13 protein-coding genes and 1 tRNA gene are annotated in these 17,606 nt (G+C 51.4%); 11 read left to right on the plus strand and 3 right to left on the minus strand.

Annotated features, from left to right (window positions below):
* Both ACFQ88_RS09270 and ACFQ88_RS09275 read left to right on the plus strand, forming a co-directional pair.
* A partial coding sequence (locus ACFQ88_RS09270; RefSeq protein WP_379453905.1) for an S-layer homology domain-containing protein occupies window positions 1-1,927 on the plus strand: 1,927 nt, incomplete at its 5' end.
* A gap of 276 nt (window positions 1,928-2,203) precedes the next feature.
* Window positions 2,204-3,997 (plus strand): GGDEF domain-containing protein, encoded by a 1,794-nt coding sequence (locus ACFQ88_RS09275; protein ID WP_379453906.1) that lies wholly within the window; start codon window positions 2,204-2,206, stop codon window positions 3,995-3,997.
* Here the strand turns inward: ACFQ88_RS09275 and ACFQ88_RS09280 are convergent.
* Window positions 3,994-4,740, minus strand: coding sequence for an HAD family hydrolase (locus tag ACFQ88_RS09280; protein ID WP_379453907.1), 747 nt, complete (start codon window positions 4,738-4,740; stop codon window positions 3,994-3,996). The two genes, ACFQ88_RS09275 and ACFQ88_RS09280, sit on opposite strands and share 4 nt — an antisense overlap.
* Before the next feature lie 163 nt (window positions 4,741-4,903).
* Between ACFQ88_RS09280 and polA the strand changes: the two genes are divergently transcribed.
* From polA to ACFQ88_RS09305, 5 genes are all read left to right on the plus strand, one after another.
* The gene (gene polA, locus ACFQ88_RS09285) at window positions 4,904-7,561 is read left to right on the plus strand and encodes a DNA polymerase I (protein ID WP_379453908.1); all 2,658 of its coding nucleotides are present in this window, start codon (window positions 4,904-4,906) and stop codon (window positions 7,559-7,561) included.
* Between the two features lie 96 nt (window positions 7,562-7,657).
* Window positions 7,658-8,515, plus strand: a complete 858-nt coding sequence (mutM, locus tag ACFQ88_RS09290; protein ID WP_379453909.1) for a DNA-formamidopyrimidine glycosylase — start codon at window positions 7,658-7,660, stop codon at window positions 8,513-8,515.
* Between the two features lie 84 nt (window positions 8,516-8,599).
* Window positions 8,600-9,289, plus strand: a complete 690-nt coding sequence (ytaF, locus tag ACFQ88_RS09295; RefSeq protein ID WP_239633174.1) for a sporulation membrane protein YtaF — start codon at window positions 8,600-8,602, stop codon at window positions 9,287-9,289.
* Between the two features lie 43 nt (window positions 9,290-9,332).
* Window positions 9,333-9,929 carry a dephospho-CoA kinase gene (gene coaE / locus ACFQ88_RS09300; RefSeq protein WP_239633177.1) on the plus strand — a complete coding sequence of 199 codons (597 nt, stop codon included), beginning with the start codon at window positions 9,333-9,335 and terminating at the stop codon, window positions 9,927-9,929.
* A gap of 2 nt (window positions 9,930-9,931) precedes the next feature.
* Complete coding sequence (locus ACFQ88_RS09305) at window positions 9,932-10,540, plus strand: lytic transglycosylase domain-containing protein (RefSeq protein ID WP_239635316.1); 609 nt, start codon at window positions 9,932-9,934, stop codon at window positions 10,538-10,540.
* A gap of 33 nt (window positions 10,541-10,573) precedes the next feature.
* Here the strand turns inward: ACFQ88_RS09305 and ACFQ88_RS09310 are convergent, their stop codons facing one another.
* Window positions 10,574-10,798 (minus strand): alpha/beta-type small acid-soluble spore protein, encoded by a 225-nt coding sequence (locus ACFQ88_RS09310; protein ID WP_239633179.1) that lies wholly within the window; start codon window positions 10,796-10,798, stop codon window positions 10,574-10,576.
* 121 nt (window positions 10,799-10,919) lie between these two features.
* Here ACFQ88_RS09310 and nrdR point away from each other — a divergent pair, with 121 nt between their 5' ends.
* Entirely contained in the window at window positions 10,920-11,402 is a 483-nt protein-coding gene (nrdR, locus tag ACFQ88_RS09315; protein WP_239633182.1) for a transcriptional regulator NrdR, read from the plus strand.
* 101 nt (window positions 11,403-11,503) lie between these two features.
* On the opposite strand, the gene htpG is transcribed toward nrdR, so the two are convergent.
* Window positions 11,504-13,384 (minus strand): molecular chaperone HtpG, encoded by a 1,881-nt coding sequence (gene htpG / locus ACFQ88_RS09320; RefSeq protein ID WP_239633184.1) that lies wholly within the window; start codon window positions 13,382-13,384, stop codon window positions 11,504-11,506.
* 226 nt (window positions 13,385-13,610) lie between these two features.
* Here htpG and ACFQ88_RS09325 point away from each other — a divergent pair.
* The 3 genes from ACFQ88_RS09325 to ACFQ88_RS09335 all read left to right on the plus strand — a co-directional run bounded on the left by ACFQ88_RS09325 (window position 13,611) and on the right by ACFQ88_RS09335 (window position 17,606).
* Window positions 13,611-13,683, plus strand: a tRNA-Ala gene (locus tag ACFQ88_RS09325).
* An 889-nt stretch (window positions 13,684-14,572) separates the two neighbouring features.
* Window positions 14,573-15,361, plus strand: coding sequence for a hypothetical protein (locus tag ACFQ88_RS09330; protein ID WP_379453910.1), 789 nt, complete (start codon window positions 14,573-14,575; stop codon window positions 15,359-15,361).
* Window positions 15,362-15,491: 130 nt separating this feature from the next.
* Window positions 15,492-17,606, plus strand: coding sequence for a GAF domain-containing sensor histidine kinase (locus ACFQ88_RS09335; protein ID WP_379453911.1), 2,115 nt, complete (start codon window positions 15,492-15,494; stop codon window positions 17,604-17,606).

Consider the following 17,606-nt stretch of genomic DNA (forward strand, 5'->3'; position numbering starts at 1 on the left):
CGCATCAACTGAAGCTAGCGCTCAGCCAAAAGCGAGTATTGTAATCCAAGTGCCAGCGGCGCCGAGCAACCTGACTGCAACAGCAGGAGATGCCCAGGTCAGCTTGAAATGGAGCAGCGTAACGGGAGCCACTTATTACAATGTGAAGCGCAGTACGACTCCGGGAACGGGGTATGTTACGGTAGCGGCGAATGTGGCGAATACCCAGTACGCGGACATTGGTTTGGAAAACGGAACAACCTATTACTATGTAGTGACAGCAGGGAATACTGCTGGGGAAAGTGACGCATCAACCGAAACTAGCGCTCAGCCAAAAGCGAGTATTGTAATCCAAGTGCCAGCGGCGCCGAGCAACCTGACTGCAACAGCAGGAGATGCCCAGGTCAGCTTGAAATGGAACAGTGTAACAGGAGCCACTTATTACAATGTGAAACGTACTGCAACTCCGGGAACAGGGTATGTTACGGTAGCGGCGAATGTGGCCAATAACAGCTATACAGACAGCGGCTTGCAGTACGGTTCTACCTATTATTATGTAGTGACTGCTGCAAACTCGGCCTACGAGAGTGCGGACTCCAACGAAGCATCCGTCACCCTATCTAGATCCGGTCGTGGAAACGGCGGCGGTGGGGGTTCATCTGCAGGTGGCGGCGGCACGCCTGTCCAGCCTTCTGAAGCTGGCTCACAGGTACTGCGGGTAGAACCGGTAATCGGGAAGGCAGCGGATGGAAGGGAACTCGCAACCATAGAAGTAGATACTTCGGCTCTAAGCAAAGCGCTTGAGGCCATAGCAGCCGGCGGCAGCGGTGCAACGATGCCGAAACTAACAATAGAAGCAGGAAGTGCCGACGCGGCAACGGCAATATTCCGCCTTCCTGCACAGCAGTTGGCAGATATCGCAGCTGCAGGGTCCGGACTGGTTATTTCCTTCCAATACGGTCATATCACCTACGAATTGCCAGTGAAGGCGGTCAATTTTGCAGAGCTCGCGAAATCCTTGGGTGCACCATGGAACGATGTGAAGCTTGTTGTCACATTGGAAAACCTGAGTGATGCTGCATTGTCGGCCATGAAAGACAAAGCAAATCAAGCCGGTCTTACTCTTCATCCCGGAGCCGGAGCCATCGATTTTAAGGTTAGTTTGGAATCGAAAGGCAAGACGGTTGCCGTAGAAGACTTTGGTCTGAACTACGTCTCCAGAAAGATGAACATAGGCAAACCAAAGGATTTGTCCAAAACAACGGCAGTGACTTATGATCCGGCTGCTGGCCAATTCCGCTTCGTGCCGGCTCTGTTCACAGAGGGCAATGAGGGAACGCAAGTAACGATCAAACGTCCGGGCAACAGTATTTACACGGTAGTTGAATCGTCCAAAACGTTCGCTGATTTGACCAAGCATTGGTCACAATCCGATGTGGAGCTTTTGGCATCGAAGCTGGTAGTCAATGGTATGACCGAGTCGAGCTTTGCTCCGGATAACCGGATCACGCGCGCGGAGTTCGCCGCCATCCTAGTGCGAGGATTGGGTCTGTACGAAGCTTCTGCAGCAAATTTTACCGATGTGTTGCCGTCGGATTGGTACGCGGGAGTCGTCGGAGCCGCAGCGAGAGCAGGCTTGGTGGACGGCTTCGAGGACGGCACGTTCAAGCCGAACGCGAATATTACACGCGAGCAAATGGCGGTAATGGCAGCAAGAGCGATGACGATTGTTGGCAAAAAAGCCGCGGCGGACGCACAGGGTCTTGCGTCCTTCAGTGACAGCGCGTCCATCAGCAGCTGGGCGAAGGAAGCCGCAGCGCAAACCGTCACCGCAGGCATTATGAACGGAATGACGGCCAGCACGTTCGTACCGGGTGAGAATGCTACCCGTGCAGAGGCGGCTGTGATGGTAAAACGCCTTCTGCAATATGCACAGCTGATGAACTAATACAAAAATAAGCACCTCTGGCGGCTTTTGCTGCCGGAGGTGCATTTTTTCTACTATTAATTCCAACAAATCCATTTCACTAATGAACTGGATACTCTTGATGATAAACCCATGAAATGTTAAAAAAATGTAAGCGTCAAGGTTATGAAGTACCTACCGAGCTAAATATTTACATAGCTTTAACAAAAAAGAATTAGGACTTTTACACTGGGATGAAATTCCTATGGTACGTTAGTAGCATACAATCCAATAGCTTCTAGAGGTGGAGATGAGATCATGGCCACTAACCCGTCGGACTCGAGCATGAATGATCGGGATCATACCTTGCTGCGAAACGAAATGCTTGAAATATTGCGTAACCAATCGATACATAGTGTGTACCAGCCGATTATTTCATTGAAGAATGGAACCGTTCTAGGCTATGAAGCCTTGACAAGGGGACCTGAAAACAGCCCGCTGCATTCCCCGCTCACGCTGTTTTCTTACGCCGAACAGGAGGGTATGCTGTACCGGCTGGATCGGCTTGCGAGGGAGAAAGCGATCCATGGGGCGTTTTTGGCAAGAAAGAACGAGCTGCTGTTTATTAACATTTCGGCGGCGATCTTATACGATCCGCTGTTCGTACCGGGCAAGACGCTGGAAATGCTGGAGGCGCACGGCATTCAGCCTGGGCAGATCGTGTTTGAGATTACGGAGCGCAGCTCCATCGAGGATTTTTCCATGGCCAAAAAAATACTGGAGCATTACCGTCACCAAGGGTACCGGATCGCCATAGACGACGCGGGGGCGGGCTATTCTTCCCTGCAGGCCATTGCGGAGCTCCAGCCGGATTTTATCAAAGTCGACAAGTCGCTCATTCAGGACGTATACCGCAGCAAAACGAAAGAAGCCATTATGGAATCGTTCGTCTCTTTCGCCCAAAAGCTCAACATCCAAATCATCGCAGAAGGGATCGAGCGGCAGGAGGAACTGCTGTATTTGACCCGAATGGGAGTCCATTTCGGGCAAGGCTACTTGCTCGGGAGGCCGGGGACGGAGAAGGCCGTTGTGGCGCCGGAGCTTGCAGAGTCCATTATACAGCAGCGCAAAATCCGCGATAATATCGGCAGCGCCTGGACGATCGGCGATTTGATCACCGCTACCGCCACGTTCGACAGCAAAGCTTTAATATCCGAGGTGGCCAGCTATTTCAAGAACAATCTTCATGCGCCGGGGGTTGTCATTGTCTCGAATGATGTTCCTGTCGGTCTGATGATGCGGGAAAGCTTGTTTCAGCAGCTGGCCGGGCAGTATGGCTTTTCACTATTCTGGAACCGCTCGATCGATCAGATTATGGACAAGCAGCCACTCATTGTGGACGAGCATACTCCGGTGGAAAACGTATCGCAGCTCGCTACCTCGCGCGATATTAACAACTTGTACGATTTGGTCGTCATTACTAGCAAGGGCAAAATGGCGGGAGCCTGTTCCATTCGCTCCATACTGGAGTGCATAACGAATGCAAGGATGGAAAGTGCGAAGGTGGCCAGCCCGTTAACCGGATTGCCCGGCAACATTCAGATTCACCGCGAGCTGAGCAAGCGTTTGCTGGAGAAGAAAGGCTTCTCGGTCATTTACGCGGACCTCGATTATTTCAAATGGTTTAACGACCGGTACGGATTTCAAAAGGGAGACCAGCTGATTCAATATACGGCGGACGTGATCCAGCAGTCGCTGTTCGCGTGCGGATTGCCGCATGATTTTGTCGGACACATCGGAGGCGACGACTTTATTGCCATCACCTCATCGGATGAGCCCGAGAAGCTGTGCAAGGAGATCATAAGGCGGTTCGATCAAGGGGTTCGTTTGCTGTATGAGGGAGACGATTGGCTGTATGTCGAGGACCGCAACGGCAACAAGGTAGACAATGCCGGAGTTACGATCTCGCTGTCGCTCATTATTTGCGGAACAGCCGGGTCCGTTACACTCGAGCAAATATCGCAAGCTTCGGCCAAGCTGAAGAAAATGTCCAAGGAGCATCCGGGCAGCATTTATCACTGTGCTTGCATCGGTGACGGGGACTACGTTTAAAAGAGTTCAAGCAGCTGATCCAAATGCTGAATACAATACACGTTCCGTTTCCCGAGCTTTTGCTGAGAAATTTTTTTTGCCGCGGTACCGGATTGGATCCATACGGCATCGAGCCCGGCCTTGGTAGCTCCGCACACATCGTGCTTCCACGAGTTCCCGACCATCACCATTTGCCTTGGGGATACATTCAGCGTTTTGATAGCGGTTTTGAACAGCGGAATATGAGGCTTTTTCTCCGAAGCCTGATGTGCCGTGAAGATTCGCTCGTCCGGGAAATAGTCGTTTAGACCGAAGCGATGGAGCAGATGAATCACCTCGCTCCTCGGGCTGTTGCTGATGATTGCCAGCTTGAAGCGCGGGGCCAGCGACTTCAGAGTGTCCTCCACCCCTGGAGCCATCGATTTCGCAGCCAGCCTGGATTTTCGCACCAATTGGAAAAAATCTCTCGTAAACTGCTGATGCACCGGCACTTCCAGCTCCTTGAGCGCATCGTGCAGACACATCTGCTGCAAATCGTCCAGCTGCATGCGGACGGTTTTGTTTTTTTTATGCTGCTGCCAGTGCAGCTGGTATTTGCTCCACAGCTCCTCCGATTGCGGAAAGCTGTCCCGGATGGAACGGGCATAATAGTCGTCCCAAACGGAACGGAACGCTTGCTCGAAATGTAAACCCTGATGGATCAAGGTTTGATTGACGTCGAAGCAAATGGCTTTTTTGCTTTGGGACCGGTTTGAGGTGCTCATGGACGTATACCTCCGTTTACGCGACAAACATCGCCTTATACTTTATGTTTATGCTCAAGCGGCGGGCGTCACCCCAACAATAGGAAAGTGGACGTAAGCTTTTTTTCTTTCATTGTCCTATGCTATCATGGAAGAAGATGCTTAAGGAAAATGAGGTGTATCCATGTCGAAATTAATATTGATTGACGGCAACAGTATTGCCTTCAGGGCTTTTTATGCTTTGCCTTTACTTAGCAATTCCAGCGGATTGCATACGAATGCGGTGTACGGCTTCACGACGATGCTCTTAAAGCTGCTGGAGGAGCAAAAGCCGACCCATTTCCTCGTGGCGTTCGACGCGGGGAAAGTAACGTTTCGACATAAGGACTACGCAGAATATAAAGGTGGAAGAGCGAAGACGCCGCCGGAGCTGTCCGAGCAGTTTCCGCTCGTAAGGGATTTGATTCGATCGTTCGGTATGGCTCAATTCGAGCTCGAGGGCTATGAAGCGGACGACATTATCGGGACGCTGACCCGTATGGCCGATGAGAAGGGCGATATTGACGTCCTTGTCGTTACAGGCGATAAGGACATGCTCCAGCTTGCCTCCGACCGGGTAACGATAGCGTTGACACGCAAAGGAATCAGCGAGGTCGATCTGTACGATAAAGCGCAGATCAAGGAAAAGTACGGTTTGACGCCGCAGCAGATCATTGACTTGAAAGGCTTGATGGGCGACGCATCCGACAACATTCCGGGCATTCCCGGCGTTGGAGAGAAAACCGCGCTCAAGCTGCTGCACGAGTTCGAGACTGTGGAAGGCGTATTGGCCAATTCCGCACAGCTGAAGGGCAAGATGAAGGAGAAGGTCGAGGAGCACGCCGCCGACGCGCGGATGAGCAAGGAGCTGGCGACGATTTACCGCGAGGTTCCGCTTGATACGAAGTGGGAGGATATCGCCTACACAGGGTACGACGGACAAGCCCTCGGAGACATGTTCCGCAAGATGGAGTTCAAATCGCTGCTTGAGAAAATGGATTTCTCCACAAGCGATGCCGGACAGGAAGAACAGGCGGCTATTGAAGCGGTAACGGTGCAGGATCGCGAGGGGCTTGAGAAGCTGGTTCAGGCGCTCCCTCAAGTGACGGCGATCCATGTCGAGGCAGCCGGCGATAACCCGCATACGGCTGAAATGATCGGCATTGCGCTGTATACGGAGGCAGCCTGTTATTACTTACCGTTCGAGCTGCTAGCTTCAGGCTCTGCGGAGGCGGAAGCGGTGAAAGCGTGGCTCGAAGCCGAAGATAAGCAGCTGTCGGTCTATGACCAGCACCGCGCGGAAATCGTGCTGTCGTGGCGCGGCATTCAGCTTCGCGGAACGTCGTTCGACGCGCTGCTCGCGGCTTATTTGCTGGACCCGACGGAATCGGCGCTTACACTGAACGGTCTGACAGGTAAATATGGCCTGCCTTATTTGAAGGCGGATGAGGACGTGTTCGGCAAAGGAGCGAAATTCCAAATCCCTTCCATCGACATCCTGTCCGATTTTATGTGCCGTAAAGCGGCGGCGGTTCAAGGCTTGACCGAGCCTATGAAGCGGGACTTGGACGCGAACGATATGCACCGGTTGTTTTACGAGCTCGAGCAGCCATTGGCTCACGTCCTGGCATCCATGGAGGAGAAAGGCATACAGGTGGATACCGACGGGCTGAAGCAATATGGCGCGGAGCTTGGCGCACAGCTGGAAAAAATCATGCAGTCGATCTACGATGCGGCCGGCACCGAGTTCAACATTAACTCACCGAAGCAGCTTGGCGAAATTTTATTCGAGAAGCTGGAGCTGCCAACGATCAAGAAGACCAAGACCGGCTACTCCACCGATGCGGAGGTGCTGGAGAAGCTGGAGCCGTACCACCCTGCGGTCGGGCATATTTTGCATTACCGCTCTCTGGCCAAGCTGCAATCGACCTATGTCGAAGGGCTTCTGAAGGAGGTGCGCGGTGAAACGGGCAAGGTGCATACGTATTACAAGCAGACGATTGCGGCAACAGGCCGGCTGAGCAGCCAATACCCGAACCTGCAGAACATCCCGATCCGTCTGGAGGAGGGACGTAAAATCCGCAAGGTGTTCGTGCCTTCCGAGCCGGGCTGGTCGATACTGACGGCCGACTACTCTCAGATCGAGCTGCGCGTGCTGGCGCACATTTCCCAGGATGAGAAGCTGATGGAAGCGTTCCTGCACGATATGGACATTCATACGAAAACCGCGATGGACGTATTCGGCGTATCGGAGTCGGAGGTGGACTCGAATATGCGACGCCAGGCGAAAGCGGTCAACTTCGGCATCGTATACGGCATAAGCGATTACGGTTTATCCCAAAACTTGAACATTACCCGTAAGGAAGCGGCTCAATTCATCGAGCAGTATTTTGCCGTGTTCCAAGGGGTTCGCCAATATATGGACGATATTGTCAAACAGGCGCGCCAAAACGGCTACGTGACGACGTTATTGCAGCGGCGCCGCTATTTGCCGGAAATTACGGCATCGAACTTCAACCTGCGGTCGTTCGCCGAACGGACGGCCATGAATACGCCGATCCAGGGAACGGCTGCGGATATCATCAAGCTGGCCATGGTGCAGATGGACGAGCGTCTGAAGCGGGACGGACTGCAAAGCCGTATGCTCCTGCAGGTGCATGACGAATTGGTATTCGAGGTACCGGAGCACGAGATCGAGACGATGAAGATTACGGTAGCGGAAGTGATGGAAAGCGCGTTGAAGCTGGATGTGCCGTTGAAGGTCGAAGTCGATGCCGGGTCGAACTGGTACGAAGCGAAGTAATATACAATAAATACTCTGTTTGCAAAGTGTGGGGAACGTGTCTGCCTCTTATAAACATTCGAGACGCACTTTGCAAACAGCACCGAGGTGAACATCATGCCGGAATTGCCGGAGGTCGAAACAGTCAGAAGAACTTTAAACCAGCTGGTTCAGGGGAAAACCATCGAGAGCGTATCCGTTCATTTGCGGCGGATTATTCAGCTCCCGGAGGAAGCGGACGAATTCCGTCTGCTTCTGGAAGGCCAGACGATCCAATCGATCGAACGGCGCGGCAAATTCCTCCTTTTTAAGATGGATGACTTTACGCTTGTGTCCCATCTGAGGATGGAAGGGCGGTACGGTCTATACGACAAGAACGATCCGCTGGAGCTTCATACGCATGTCGTATTTCATTTTAGCGATGGAAGTGAATTGAGATATAAGGATGTAAGGCAGTTCGGTACGATGCATGTGTTTCCGAAAGGCAGGGAGCTTGAAGAGAAGCCGCTGGTCAAGCTGGGGCTGGAGCCGCTGGATGAATCGTTCACGCTGGAGGCGTTTCTCGCGAAGCTGTCCGGCCGCACGACCAAGATCAAGCCGCTTCTGCTCAATCAGGAATATATCGTCGGCTTGGGGAATATTTATGTGGATGAGTCGTTGTTTCTGGCCGGAATCCATCCGGAACGGGAGACAAGCTCTTTGTCCTCAGCGGAGCTTGCTGCATTGTACGAAGCGATAGTTAAGACTTTGAATGAGGCGGTAGCTGTAGGCGGCTCCTCCGTCAAGTCTTACGTCAACGGGCAGGGTGAAATCGGCATGTTCCAGCATCAGCTGAAAATGTACGGACGCAAGGGCGAAGCTTGTCCTGACTGCGGCCACGAGATTGAAAAAACGGTCGTAGGCGGGCGGGGCACGCATTTTTGCCCGAACTGCCAGCCATTAGAACGCAAGCGGGTCAGGCGAACCAAGCCGTAGCATCCGGTCCGCTGTTCCCTTACTGTGCACGCTCCGCCCATATCCGCCATATAGTAGGAGTAAAATGGCCGGGAGGGGAACACCATGCTGCCTTTTATCTCGTTATTGATTTTGGCTCTGGCCGTCAGTCTCGACGGTTTCAGCGTAGGAGTTATGTACGGACTGCGTAAAATTCGCATCCCGTTGGTATCTGTTGCAATCATCTCCTTATGCTCAGGATGTATCATTTATTTGTCAATGCAGATCGGAGTGCTTGTAAGCCGATTTGTCGATCCGCTTTATGCGAAGGCGGCAGGAGGCTTGATCCTGATCGGCATCGGAGTATGGGCCGTATACCAGGTCTTGTCGAAGAAAAAAGACGAGGATGACGCTCCTGCAGGCCAAAGCCCGGAAGCGGAAGTGAAGGTGGAGGAGACTCCGGTTGCAAGTGCGAAGGAAGTTATGTATATCGAATTGAAGCGTCTTGGCCTTGTGATCCAGATTTTGCGTAAGCCTTCCATTGCGGACATTGACCGTTCGGGGAACATTTCCGCATCTGAAGCCGTACTCTTGGGAGTCGCTTTGTCTTTGGACGCATTCGGCGCCGGGATCGGAGCTGCGTTAATAGGCTTTGCGCCGCTCATTACTTCCGCTGTCATTGCTTTGGCCAGCGGGACCTTTTTGGCGACCGGCTTACGAATAGGTTTTAAGTACTCGGATTTGTCTTGGATTCAACGATTGTCCGTGTTTCCGGGATTTGTTTTGATTATTATGGGTATCATGAAATTGATGTAACGGCGCTTATGCACTTGCCTTAAAACTCGAAGGAGAAATGATTATGAATATCGGTTTGACCGGAGGCATCGCCTGCGGCAAAAGCACCGTTTCCCAGATGCTGGTGCAGCGCGGCGCGATGCTGGTTGATGCCGACCGGATTGCCCGCGAGGTGGTAGAGCCCGGCAGCCCTGTATTAGCCCAAATCCGGGAACGGTTTGGCTCCAAGGTGCTGCTGCCGGATGGCTCCCTTCACCGTAAAAAGCTGGGCGAAACGGTATTCGGCGACCCGCAGGCACGCAAAGATCTTGAAAGCATTATGCACCCTTCCATCCGTGCCCTCATGCGCGAGCGTATGAGCGAGTACGAGCGGCTTTATCCGGACAAGCTTGTCGTAGTGGACGTACCGCTGCTTTATGAGTCCGGACTGCAGCATATGTACGAAGCCGTTATGGTGGTATACATACCAAGAACGTTACAACGACAAAGACTGATGCAGCGAGATGGGATATCGGAAGAGCAGGCGGAAGCGCGTCTTGCGGCGCAAATGGATATCGAGCAGAAAAGAGCTCTGGCGGACGTTGTTATTGACAATCAGGGAACGCTTGCACAGACTGAGGAGCAGGTGGAGGCTTTCTTAAGGGGAAGGAGGCTGCTATGAGCATCAGCTTTTGGCGGAAAAAACGAGTATTTGCTCTACTTTTCATAACTTTCGTCCTCCTCTTGTTTATGAGCAGCGACACGGTAGGAAAGCTGCTATACCCAATCAAGTATGAAGAGGAAATCAGGCAGCATGCTGCCAAATACGAAGTGGACCCGCTATTGGTTGCAGCTATTATCCGAGTCGAATCGAATTATAAAACGAACATTTCATCCAAAAAAGGCGCTTACGGCTTAATGCAGCTTATGCCCGACACTTCGGAATGGATTGTTGAGGCAGGACGTTTCCCGTCTTCGTATAAGGATGAGCTGGAAAAGCCTTCCGTCAGCATTCAGCTCGGAACGTGGTACCTCAGCTGGCTGCACAAGGAGTTTAACGGTAATACGGCCGCAGCCGTTGCAGGCTACAATGCGGGACAGGGTAAGGTGAACCGGTGGCTTCAAAATCAGGAGTGGGATGGAACGGTTCAGCGTTCCGATTTGATCCCTTATGGAGAAACGAGACATTACATTCAGCGCGTTTTGTATTATTATAATAAGTATCATACACTTTATGCAGAGGAATGGGGCATCCCCCCTGAAAAGAAAAGAAGTATTGGACAGGCTCCCTAAGGAACACTCTGTCCAATACTTCTCTATCTGTCATTATCGGCTGCCGCCAGCAAGTGTTTGCTCGGCGATTTGCACCAGGCGACGAGTAATGTGTCCCCCGATAGCACCAGTGTCACGAGTAGCCATGTTACCGTAGTAACCGTCTTGAGGAATGGCGATACCCAATTCCTGAGCTACTTCGTATTTCAGTTGGTCCAAAGCTGCGTTAGCTTGTGGAACAACCAATTGGTTGCTGCTGCGAGATTGTCCTGCACCCATGTCTGTTCACCTCCTTGTCGTTTGTAATCCTATTATGTGCTTTTCACTGAAGATCATTACAGGGATTCGCTGGCAATAATTTATTCGATTACACCCGTGGAAGGGAGAGAAAGAGAAGGCCATGAAGTGCCCATACTGTGACTATGCCGGAACGAAGGTATTGGATTCCCGTTCGGCCAATGAGAACAAATCGATCCGACGCCGCAGGGAGTGCGAGAAGTGCACCAAACGATTTACAACCTTCGAAATGGTGGAGGAAACGCCGCTAATCGTTATCAAAAAAGACGGGAGCAGGGAGGAGTTCAGCCGGGAAAAAATGCTGCGCGGCTTGATCCGGGCTTGTGAGAAGCGTCCCGTATCCGTGGAGCAGCTCGACAAGATTGTTTCCGAGGTCGAGAAGCAGATCCGCAACACGGCGAGCGCTGAAGTAGACAGCCGGGAAATCGGGGAAATTGTCATGGAGCAGCTGTATCCCGTCGATGAGGTGGCGTACATCCGGTTTGCTTCGGTGTACCGTCAATTCAAGGATATCAACATGTTCATGAGAGAGCTGACGGACATTTTGTCCAAGCATCAGGTTCAGGTAGGGGAAGATAAAAAATAAATCACAGGTGCAGAGAGTCAACATGTAGGATGACGAGCTCAATGCACCTGTGATTTTATTTTTTAGGAGACGGGCGGAGTGAATGCCGCCGCGTCATAGAATTAGACCATGATTTTGCAAATATCGTTAGTGAATTCAACCGGATCCTGAAGCGGTAAGCCTTCAATCAACAGCGCCTGGTTGTACAGCAGGGCGGTATACAGATTGAGCTTTTCCTTGTCTTTGGCGTAGGAATCCTTCAGTGATTCGAATACCGCATGATGGACGTTGATTTCGAGCACCTTATCCGCTTTGACATCCGGATTGTTCGGCATCGCCCGCAAAATTTTCTCCATCTCGATCGTCACTTCGCCTTCCGTGGAAAGGCAAACCGGATGAGACTTCAATCTTTTGGAAGCCTTGACCGTCTTGACTTTGCCGGACAGCTGGGAAGTCATATACTCGAACAGCTCTTTATTCTCGTTCTTCTCGGATTCGTTGAGCTCTTTTTCCTCATCCGCTTCGATGCCGAGATCGCTGCTCGAAACCGATCTGAATTCTTTTTCCTTATAATTGATCAGCATTTTGATCGCGAATTCGTCGATGTCGTCAGTGAAATACAAGATCTCGTAGCCTTTCTCCGCTACAAGCTCCGTCTGAGGAAGCTTCTCGATCCGTTCGTTCGATTCGCCGGAAGCGTAGTAAATGTATTTTTGATCCTCAGGCATTCTCGCAACGTACTCATCCAGCGTAACGAGCTTTTTCTCCTTGGAGGAGTAGAACATCAGCAAGTCCTGCAGCACGTCTTTGTGCTGGCCGTAGTCGCTGTATACGCCGAATTTGAGCTGGCGGCCGAACGATTTGTAGAATTGCTCGTACTTCTCCCGCTCGTCCTTCAGTATGCTTTGCAGCTGGCTCTTGATTTTGCTTGCGATGTTTTTCGCGATAAGCTTCAACTGTCTGTCATGCTGCAGCATTTCCCGCGAAATGTTCAGCGACAAGCTTTCCGAGTCGACCATCCCTTTGACGAAGCTGAAATGATCAGGGAGCAGATCGGCACATTTGTTCATGATCAGCACGCCGTTGGCGTACAGCTCCAGACCTTTTTCAAACTCTCTGGAGTAGTAATCGAACGGAATGTTTTCCGGAATATACAGGATAGCTTGATAGACGACCGCTCCGTCCGCGCTGATGTGAAGGTGCTTGAGCGGCTTATCGAAGCCGTAATGCTTCTCGTGGTAAAAATTCTCGTAATCTTCCTGTGTAAGCTCGCTTTTATTTTTTCTCCAGATCGGCACCATACTATTGACGTGCTGTTCTTCTTCGTAATCCTCGAACTCGTTGTCGGAGCCTTCCTTCGGTCTACTGCCCTTAATATCCATCTTGATCGGGTAGCGGATGAAGTCGGAATACTTCTTGATAATGGCTCTCAGACGATACTGCTCCAAATACTCGTCGTAGCTCTCGTCTTCCGTATTATCTTTAATTTGCAGCGTAATTTCCGTACCTACGGAATCTTTGTCCCAAGGCTCAATGGTGTAGCCTTCTGCGCCGGTCGATTCCCATTTGTAGGCGCTGTCCGCACCCAACGCTTTGCTGACGACCGTAACCTTGTCCGCTACCATAAAAGCGGAGTAAAATCCGACGCCGAATTGCCCGATAATGTTGTGGCCGTCTTTGGCTTCGTTTTCTTTCTTGAAGGCAAGGGAGCCGCTCTTGGCGATAACGCCGAGATTGTTTTCCAGCTCTTCCTTGGTCATGCCGATACCGGTATCGCGGAGCGTCAACGTGCGGTTCTCTTTGTCCGCAGTGACCTTGATGTAGTAGCTGTCTTGGTCGAAAACGAGCTTGTCATCCGTTAATGCTTTGTAGTAAATCTTATCGATCGCATCGCTTGCGTTGGATATCAATTCTCTTAGAAAAATCTCTTTTTGCGTATAAATCGAGTTGATCATCATTTCCAGCAGTCGTTTGGATTCCGCCTGGAACTGTTTCTTTTCCATTATGATCTCTCCTTATTGATATGGTCCGATGCTATGGGGGTTACGGCAAAATTAGCACTCTCACTCTTCGAGTGCTACTCACTAATTTTATATCATTCCTCGTTTTTAATGTCAATACAAGGGAAAAAAGGGCATTCTATGATCTATCATTTCCTTTAAAAATTTTTTAATAAAGGGACTTGCATTTTCTTGAACTGTTTTATATAATAAATCATGTTCTCGTTACGGGGCCTTAGCTCAGCTGGGAGAGCGCATCGCTGGCAGCGATGAGGTCAGGGGTTCGATCCCCCTAGGCTCCATAAGAAAATCCTCGGAACCATTAGGGTTCCGGGGATTTTTTTTGAGCCAGCGGGGCCGAACCCCGAGGGTTCAGTCCGCGCGGACGGAATGGATGAATAATCATCGGAGTAAAGCTTCGAGTGGAGGAGCACGGCGTTGAATTCTACGGCTAAGGTTGTCATCGGTGAGTTGTCATCGTAAGCAATATAATGAAGAGAATTCATACATCCCCCTAGGCTCCATAAAAAAAGCGTCACTACGATTAACGTAGTGGCGTTTTTTTATTGTCGTAATGGGGGAGCGAACCCCTGAAAGGGGGGCGTCCCGCGCGCAGGGAGCGAAGGGGACGAGCACGGCGTTTGAATCTACCGCTAGGATCTGCATCGTCGGGTAGGCTTCGTCAGCAAGATAAATGAAGATTCATACATCCCCCTAGGCTCCATAAAAAAGCGTCACTACGATTAACGTAGTGGCGTTTTTTTATTGCCGTAATGGGAGAGCGCATCGCTGGCAGCAATGAGGTCAGGGGGCGTCCCGTTCGCAGGAGCGAAGTGGAGGAGCACGGCGTCTGAATCTACCGCTAGGATCTTCAACGTCGAGTAGGCTTCGTCAGCAAGCTAAATGAGGATTCATACATCCCCCTAGGCTCCATAAAATAAGGCTGTCTCCTCAAGGCTTACTATAACTCATTCAGGAGTAGCCTGAATTATATGTCGGCAAGATTTCGTCTCTCCTTTCTTCTGCGGCTTCCTTTAAGAGAAGCAGCGCATCCTCCCAATGCATCACTTCTGATCATTTTTCCTTTCACTTTTCCCATAGGTCCGGGACGCACTCTCTGCAAGCCGGGAAATCGCTTCTGTTACGATGAATGCAAATAAAAGCTACAAAAAAAATCGATGGAGGCGTAGAATGGAAACAAATGCAGGAAGTAAAGGAGAAGTGCTTGGAATCGTATTTCGATTTTTTGCCGTTGTATTCACGGCTGCCGGGCTAATCATGCTGCAGGGATTATCCGAAGCGCTGGAGCCTTGGGTTCGCTCCCCCCTGGCCTCAACACCGCTCCCGGAACAATTACGGTTCCATGCCGCATCCCATGGAGCATTGATCGGCATTCTGTTCAGCATAAGCTTGTTGGCTATGCTAAAGTCTCCGCTTGACAAGCCGCTGTTGCTTCATTTTTATTTTGTCGGGCATCTTATTTTCCTCGGTACTCTTCTGCTGACGGATCCGGCGCTCGCTATGCAAACATTTTTCGTTTTTATTCTATTTGCCGTGGTGCTTGGGGTTTTGTTCGCAGTTTATCCTAAACGTCGTGAGATGCTCCGCCCAAGAGAACCGAAAACGATCAACCGGACGCTGCTCATCATGACCGGGATTGCCCTGCTGGGGCTGCTGCCTTTTATGGTCCATGGAGCCATTGGACAAATCAGCGACAGTGAAATGCAGTTTCGTTGGGGCGAAGGCACCGCACTTGGCCTGACGCTTCTCTATTCCGGCTACTTGACGGCAACTTCGCGGACTGGATCCCGCACGCTGGGGATTCTTCAAGGGCTTTCCTATATTTACATGGGGGCCGCTTCGATTACCCTGCCGGATTATCCGGGCAGTTGGGGATTCATAGGCGGGGCGGCGGCAATCATATACGGCTTAGTCTATGGAGCAACCGTATTGCGACAGCTGGGACCCGGCTCCACCTAACGACACCCTCATTCGATTCAATCATGAGCGGACTATTGCATAAGGGTGAGAATATATGATGATATCGAGAAACAATTCGAGGCTGCATGAAGCGCAAGGCGGCTGCCACCTTCTCAGGTGGCGGTCTGCTTTGCACTTTGGAACATTTATGCTTTGCGCGGTTTATGCTGGACTATTTCTTTGGAAAATTCCTTCTTACTATGTCTATTTAAGAGACGATTGTCTGAGGACTGCATGCGAATATAGCGTCTTGACCCCGCTTTCGGCAGATATCGTCAACCGACTGGGCCTTTCGCGCAGCGGTTTTGCAGGACTCTATACCGGGATTAGCCTTACCGACTTTCTCATCTACTTTGCAACCGCAGTCATCATCCTTTGCAAGCGGCCGAAGGAACCGATGTCCTGGGTCGCCGCAATTGCACTGATTTCCTTCCATACATCCAGCTTCATAGTTATTCAATGGGCACAGCTGGGATGGCTGACGAGCTTCCTGAACGATCTGTCGATGTTAGCGTTTGTCCTTTTTCTGACGCTGTTCCCGAACGGAAAAATCGTCAACAAGCCGATGTTTTGGATGGTCGTCGCGCTTGCCGTCTTAAGAAACATCTCCTGGTATTTTCCGGAGCAGCCCTGGGGAGCCGCGCAATGGCCGATCTGGCTGACGCTGCTGTGGATGCTGCTGCTTTACGGTACGATCATCTGGAATCAATTCATCCGATACCGCGTTTATGCACAAGTTGCCGAGAAGCAGCAGACCAAGTGGGTACTGTATGGCTTGTTTCTATCGATTATGTTCCTGCTCGCAGTATCGATCGCTCCGTTGCTCTATGACAGTCAGTTTTACCAAACGGCTCAACCTGCGGCCATGTTTGCACTGGATGTCGCTGTTTTGCTCGGGATGCTGCCGATTCCGGTTACGCTTGGCATCTCGATGCTGCGGAGGCGGCTGTGGGATATCGACCCGATCGTCAATCGTACACTTGTATATGGCGGCCTGAGCGCTGTCATCATTACACTATATTCACTGACGGTGTGGTATCTCTCCGTTCTCTTTCAGTCGGATCCGAATATGATCTTCTCGATTATCGGTGCGGGCATTGTGGCCGTCGTGTTCGCCCCTTTGAAGGAAAAGCTTCAACGTGGTATCAACCGGCTTGTTTATGGAGTTCAGACCGATCCCTTCTCCATCTTGGAGGAACTAGGCAATCGGTTGAAGGAACCGTCGTCGCCGGAGGCGGTGCTTGACATCGTCGTCCGAACTGTGAAGGATTCGCTTCACCTTCCCTATGCTGCTATTCAGGTGACGCATCAAGGCGAAGCGCTGCGTGTCGCCTCGATTGGGCATGAGGATGAAGGGAAAGTTTCGCAACTTCCGCTGGTCGCCGGCGGTCAAGAGCTCGGCTCTTTGTTTGTTTGCACTCGCGGGCCGGAAGAGAGCTTTAGCGACGCTGACTGGAAGCTGCTGCATGTCCTTGCGCGGCAAGCAGGTGCGGTTGTCCAAGGCGTTAAGCAGACGATGGACATTCGAATGCTATTGGGTGATTTGCAGGAGACGCGGGAGCAGCTTATTTTCGCACGGGAAGAAGAGCGCCGGTCGATGCGCAAAAACTTGCATGACGATATTGCGCCAAGGCTGGCGGCCATGCGCTTGACCGCTGCCCTGGTCGTCGATTGGATACGGAAAGATCCGAATAAAGCGATCGACATTATGAACAAGTTTAAGAAGGACATTGGGGAAACCGTAGACGAAATTAGAGGAATCGTATATGATTTAAGACCGCAAGCGCTCGATGAGCTTGGACTAAGCGGCGCGATCAGGCAGCGCGTTGATCAGCTGCAGCAGCTGCATCAGGTAAGAGACATCGTGGGCGCGGTACCGCTTCTCATCGAGTTGGATTTGCCGGAGCAGTTGCCCTTGCTGCCAGCTGCAGTTGAGGTCGGCGCCTACCGGATCGTGACAGAGGCTTTGTTGAATGTTGTAAAACATGCGCAGGCGAGCCATTGTTTAGTCCGAATCGCCCTTCAAGAAGATGATTGCACGTTGAAGCTCGACATTATCGACAACGGAATCGGGCTTGGCTGCAGCACAAGACCAACGGAAGGCGGACTTGGGCTGTTCTCGCTTCGGGAACGGGCAGAAGAATTGGGAGGCGGCTGTACGATTGCGAATGCCGATGCAGGCGGCACGCATGTATCCGCCGCACTGCCGCTGCGAACAGGAATCATCAGAGGAGGTAGTATTTAA

The organism is Paenibacillus sp. NPDC056579, from assembly GCF_042793215.1.
Taxonomy (GTDB): domain Bacteria; phylum Bacillota; class Bacilli; order Paenibacillales; family NBRC-103111; genus Paenibacillus_S.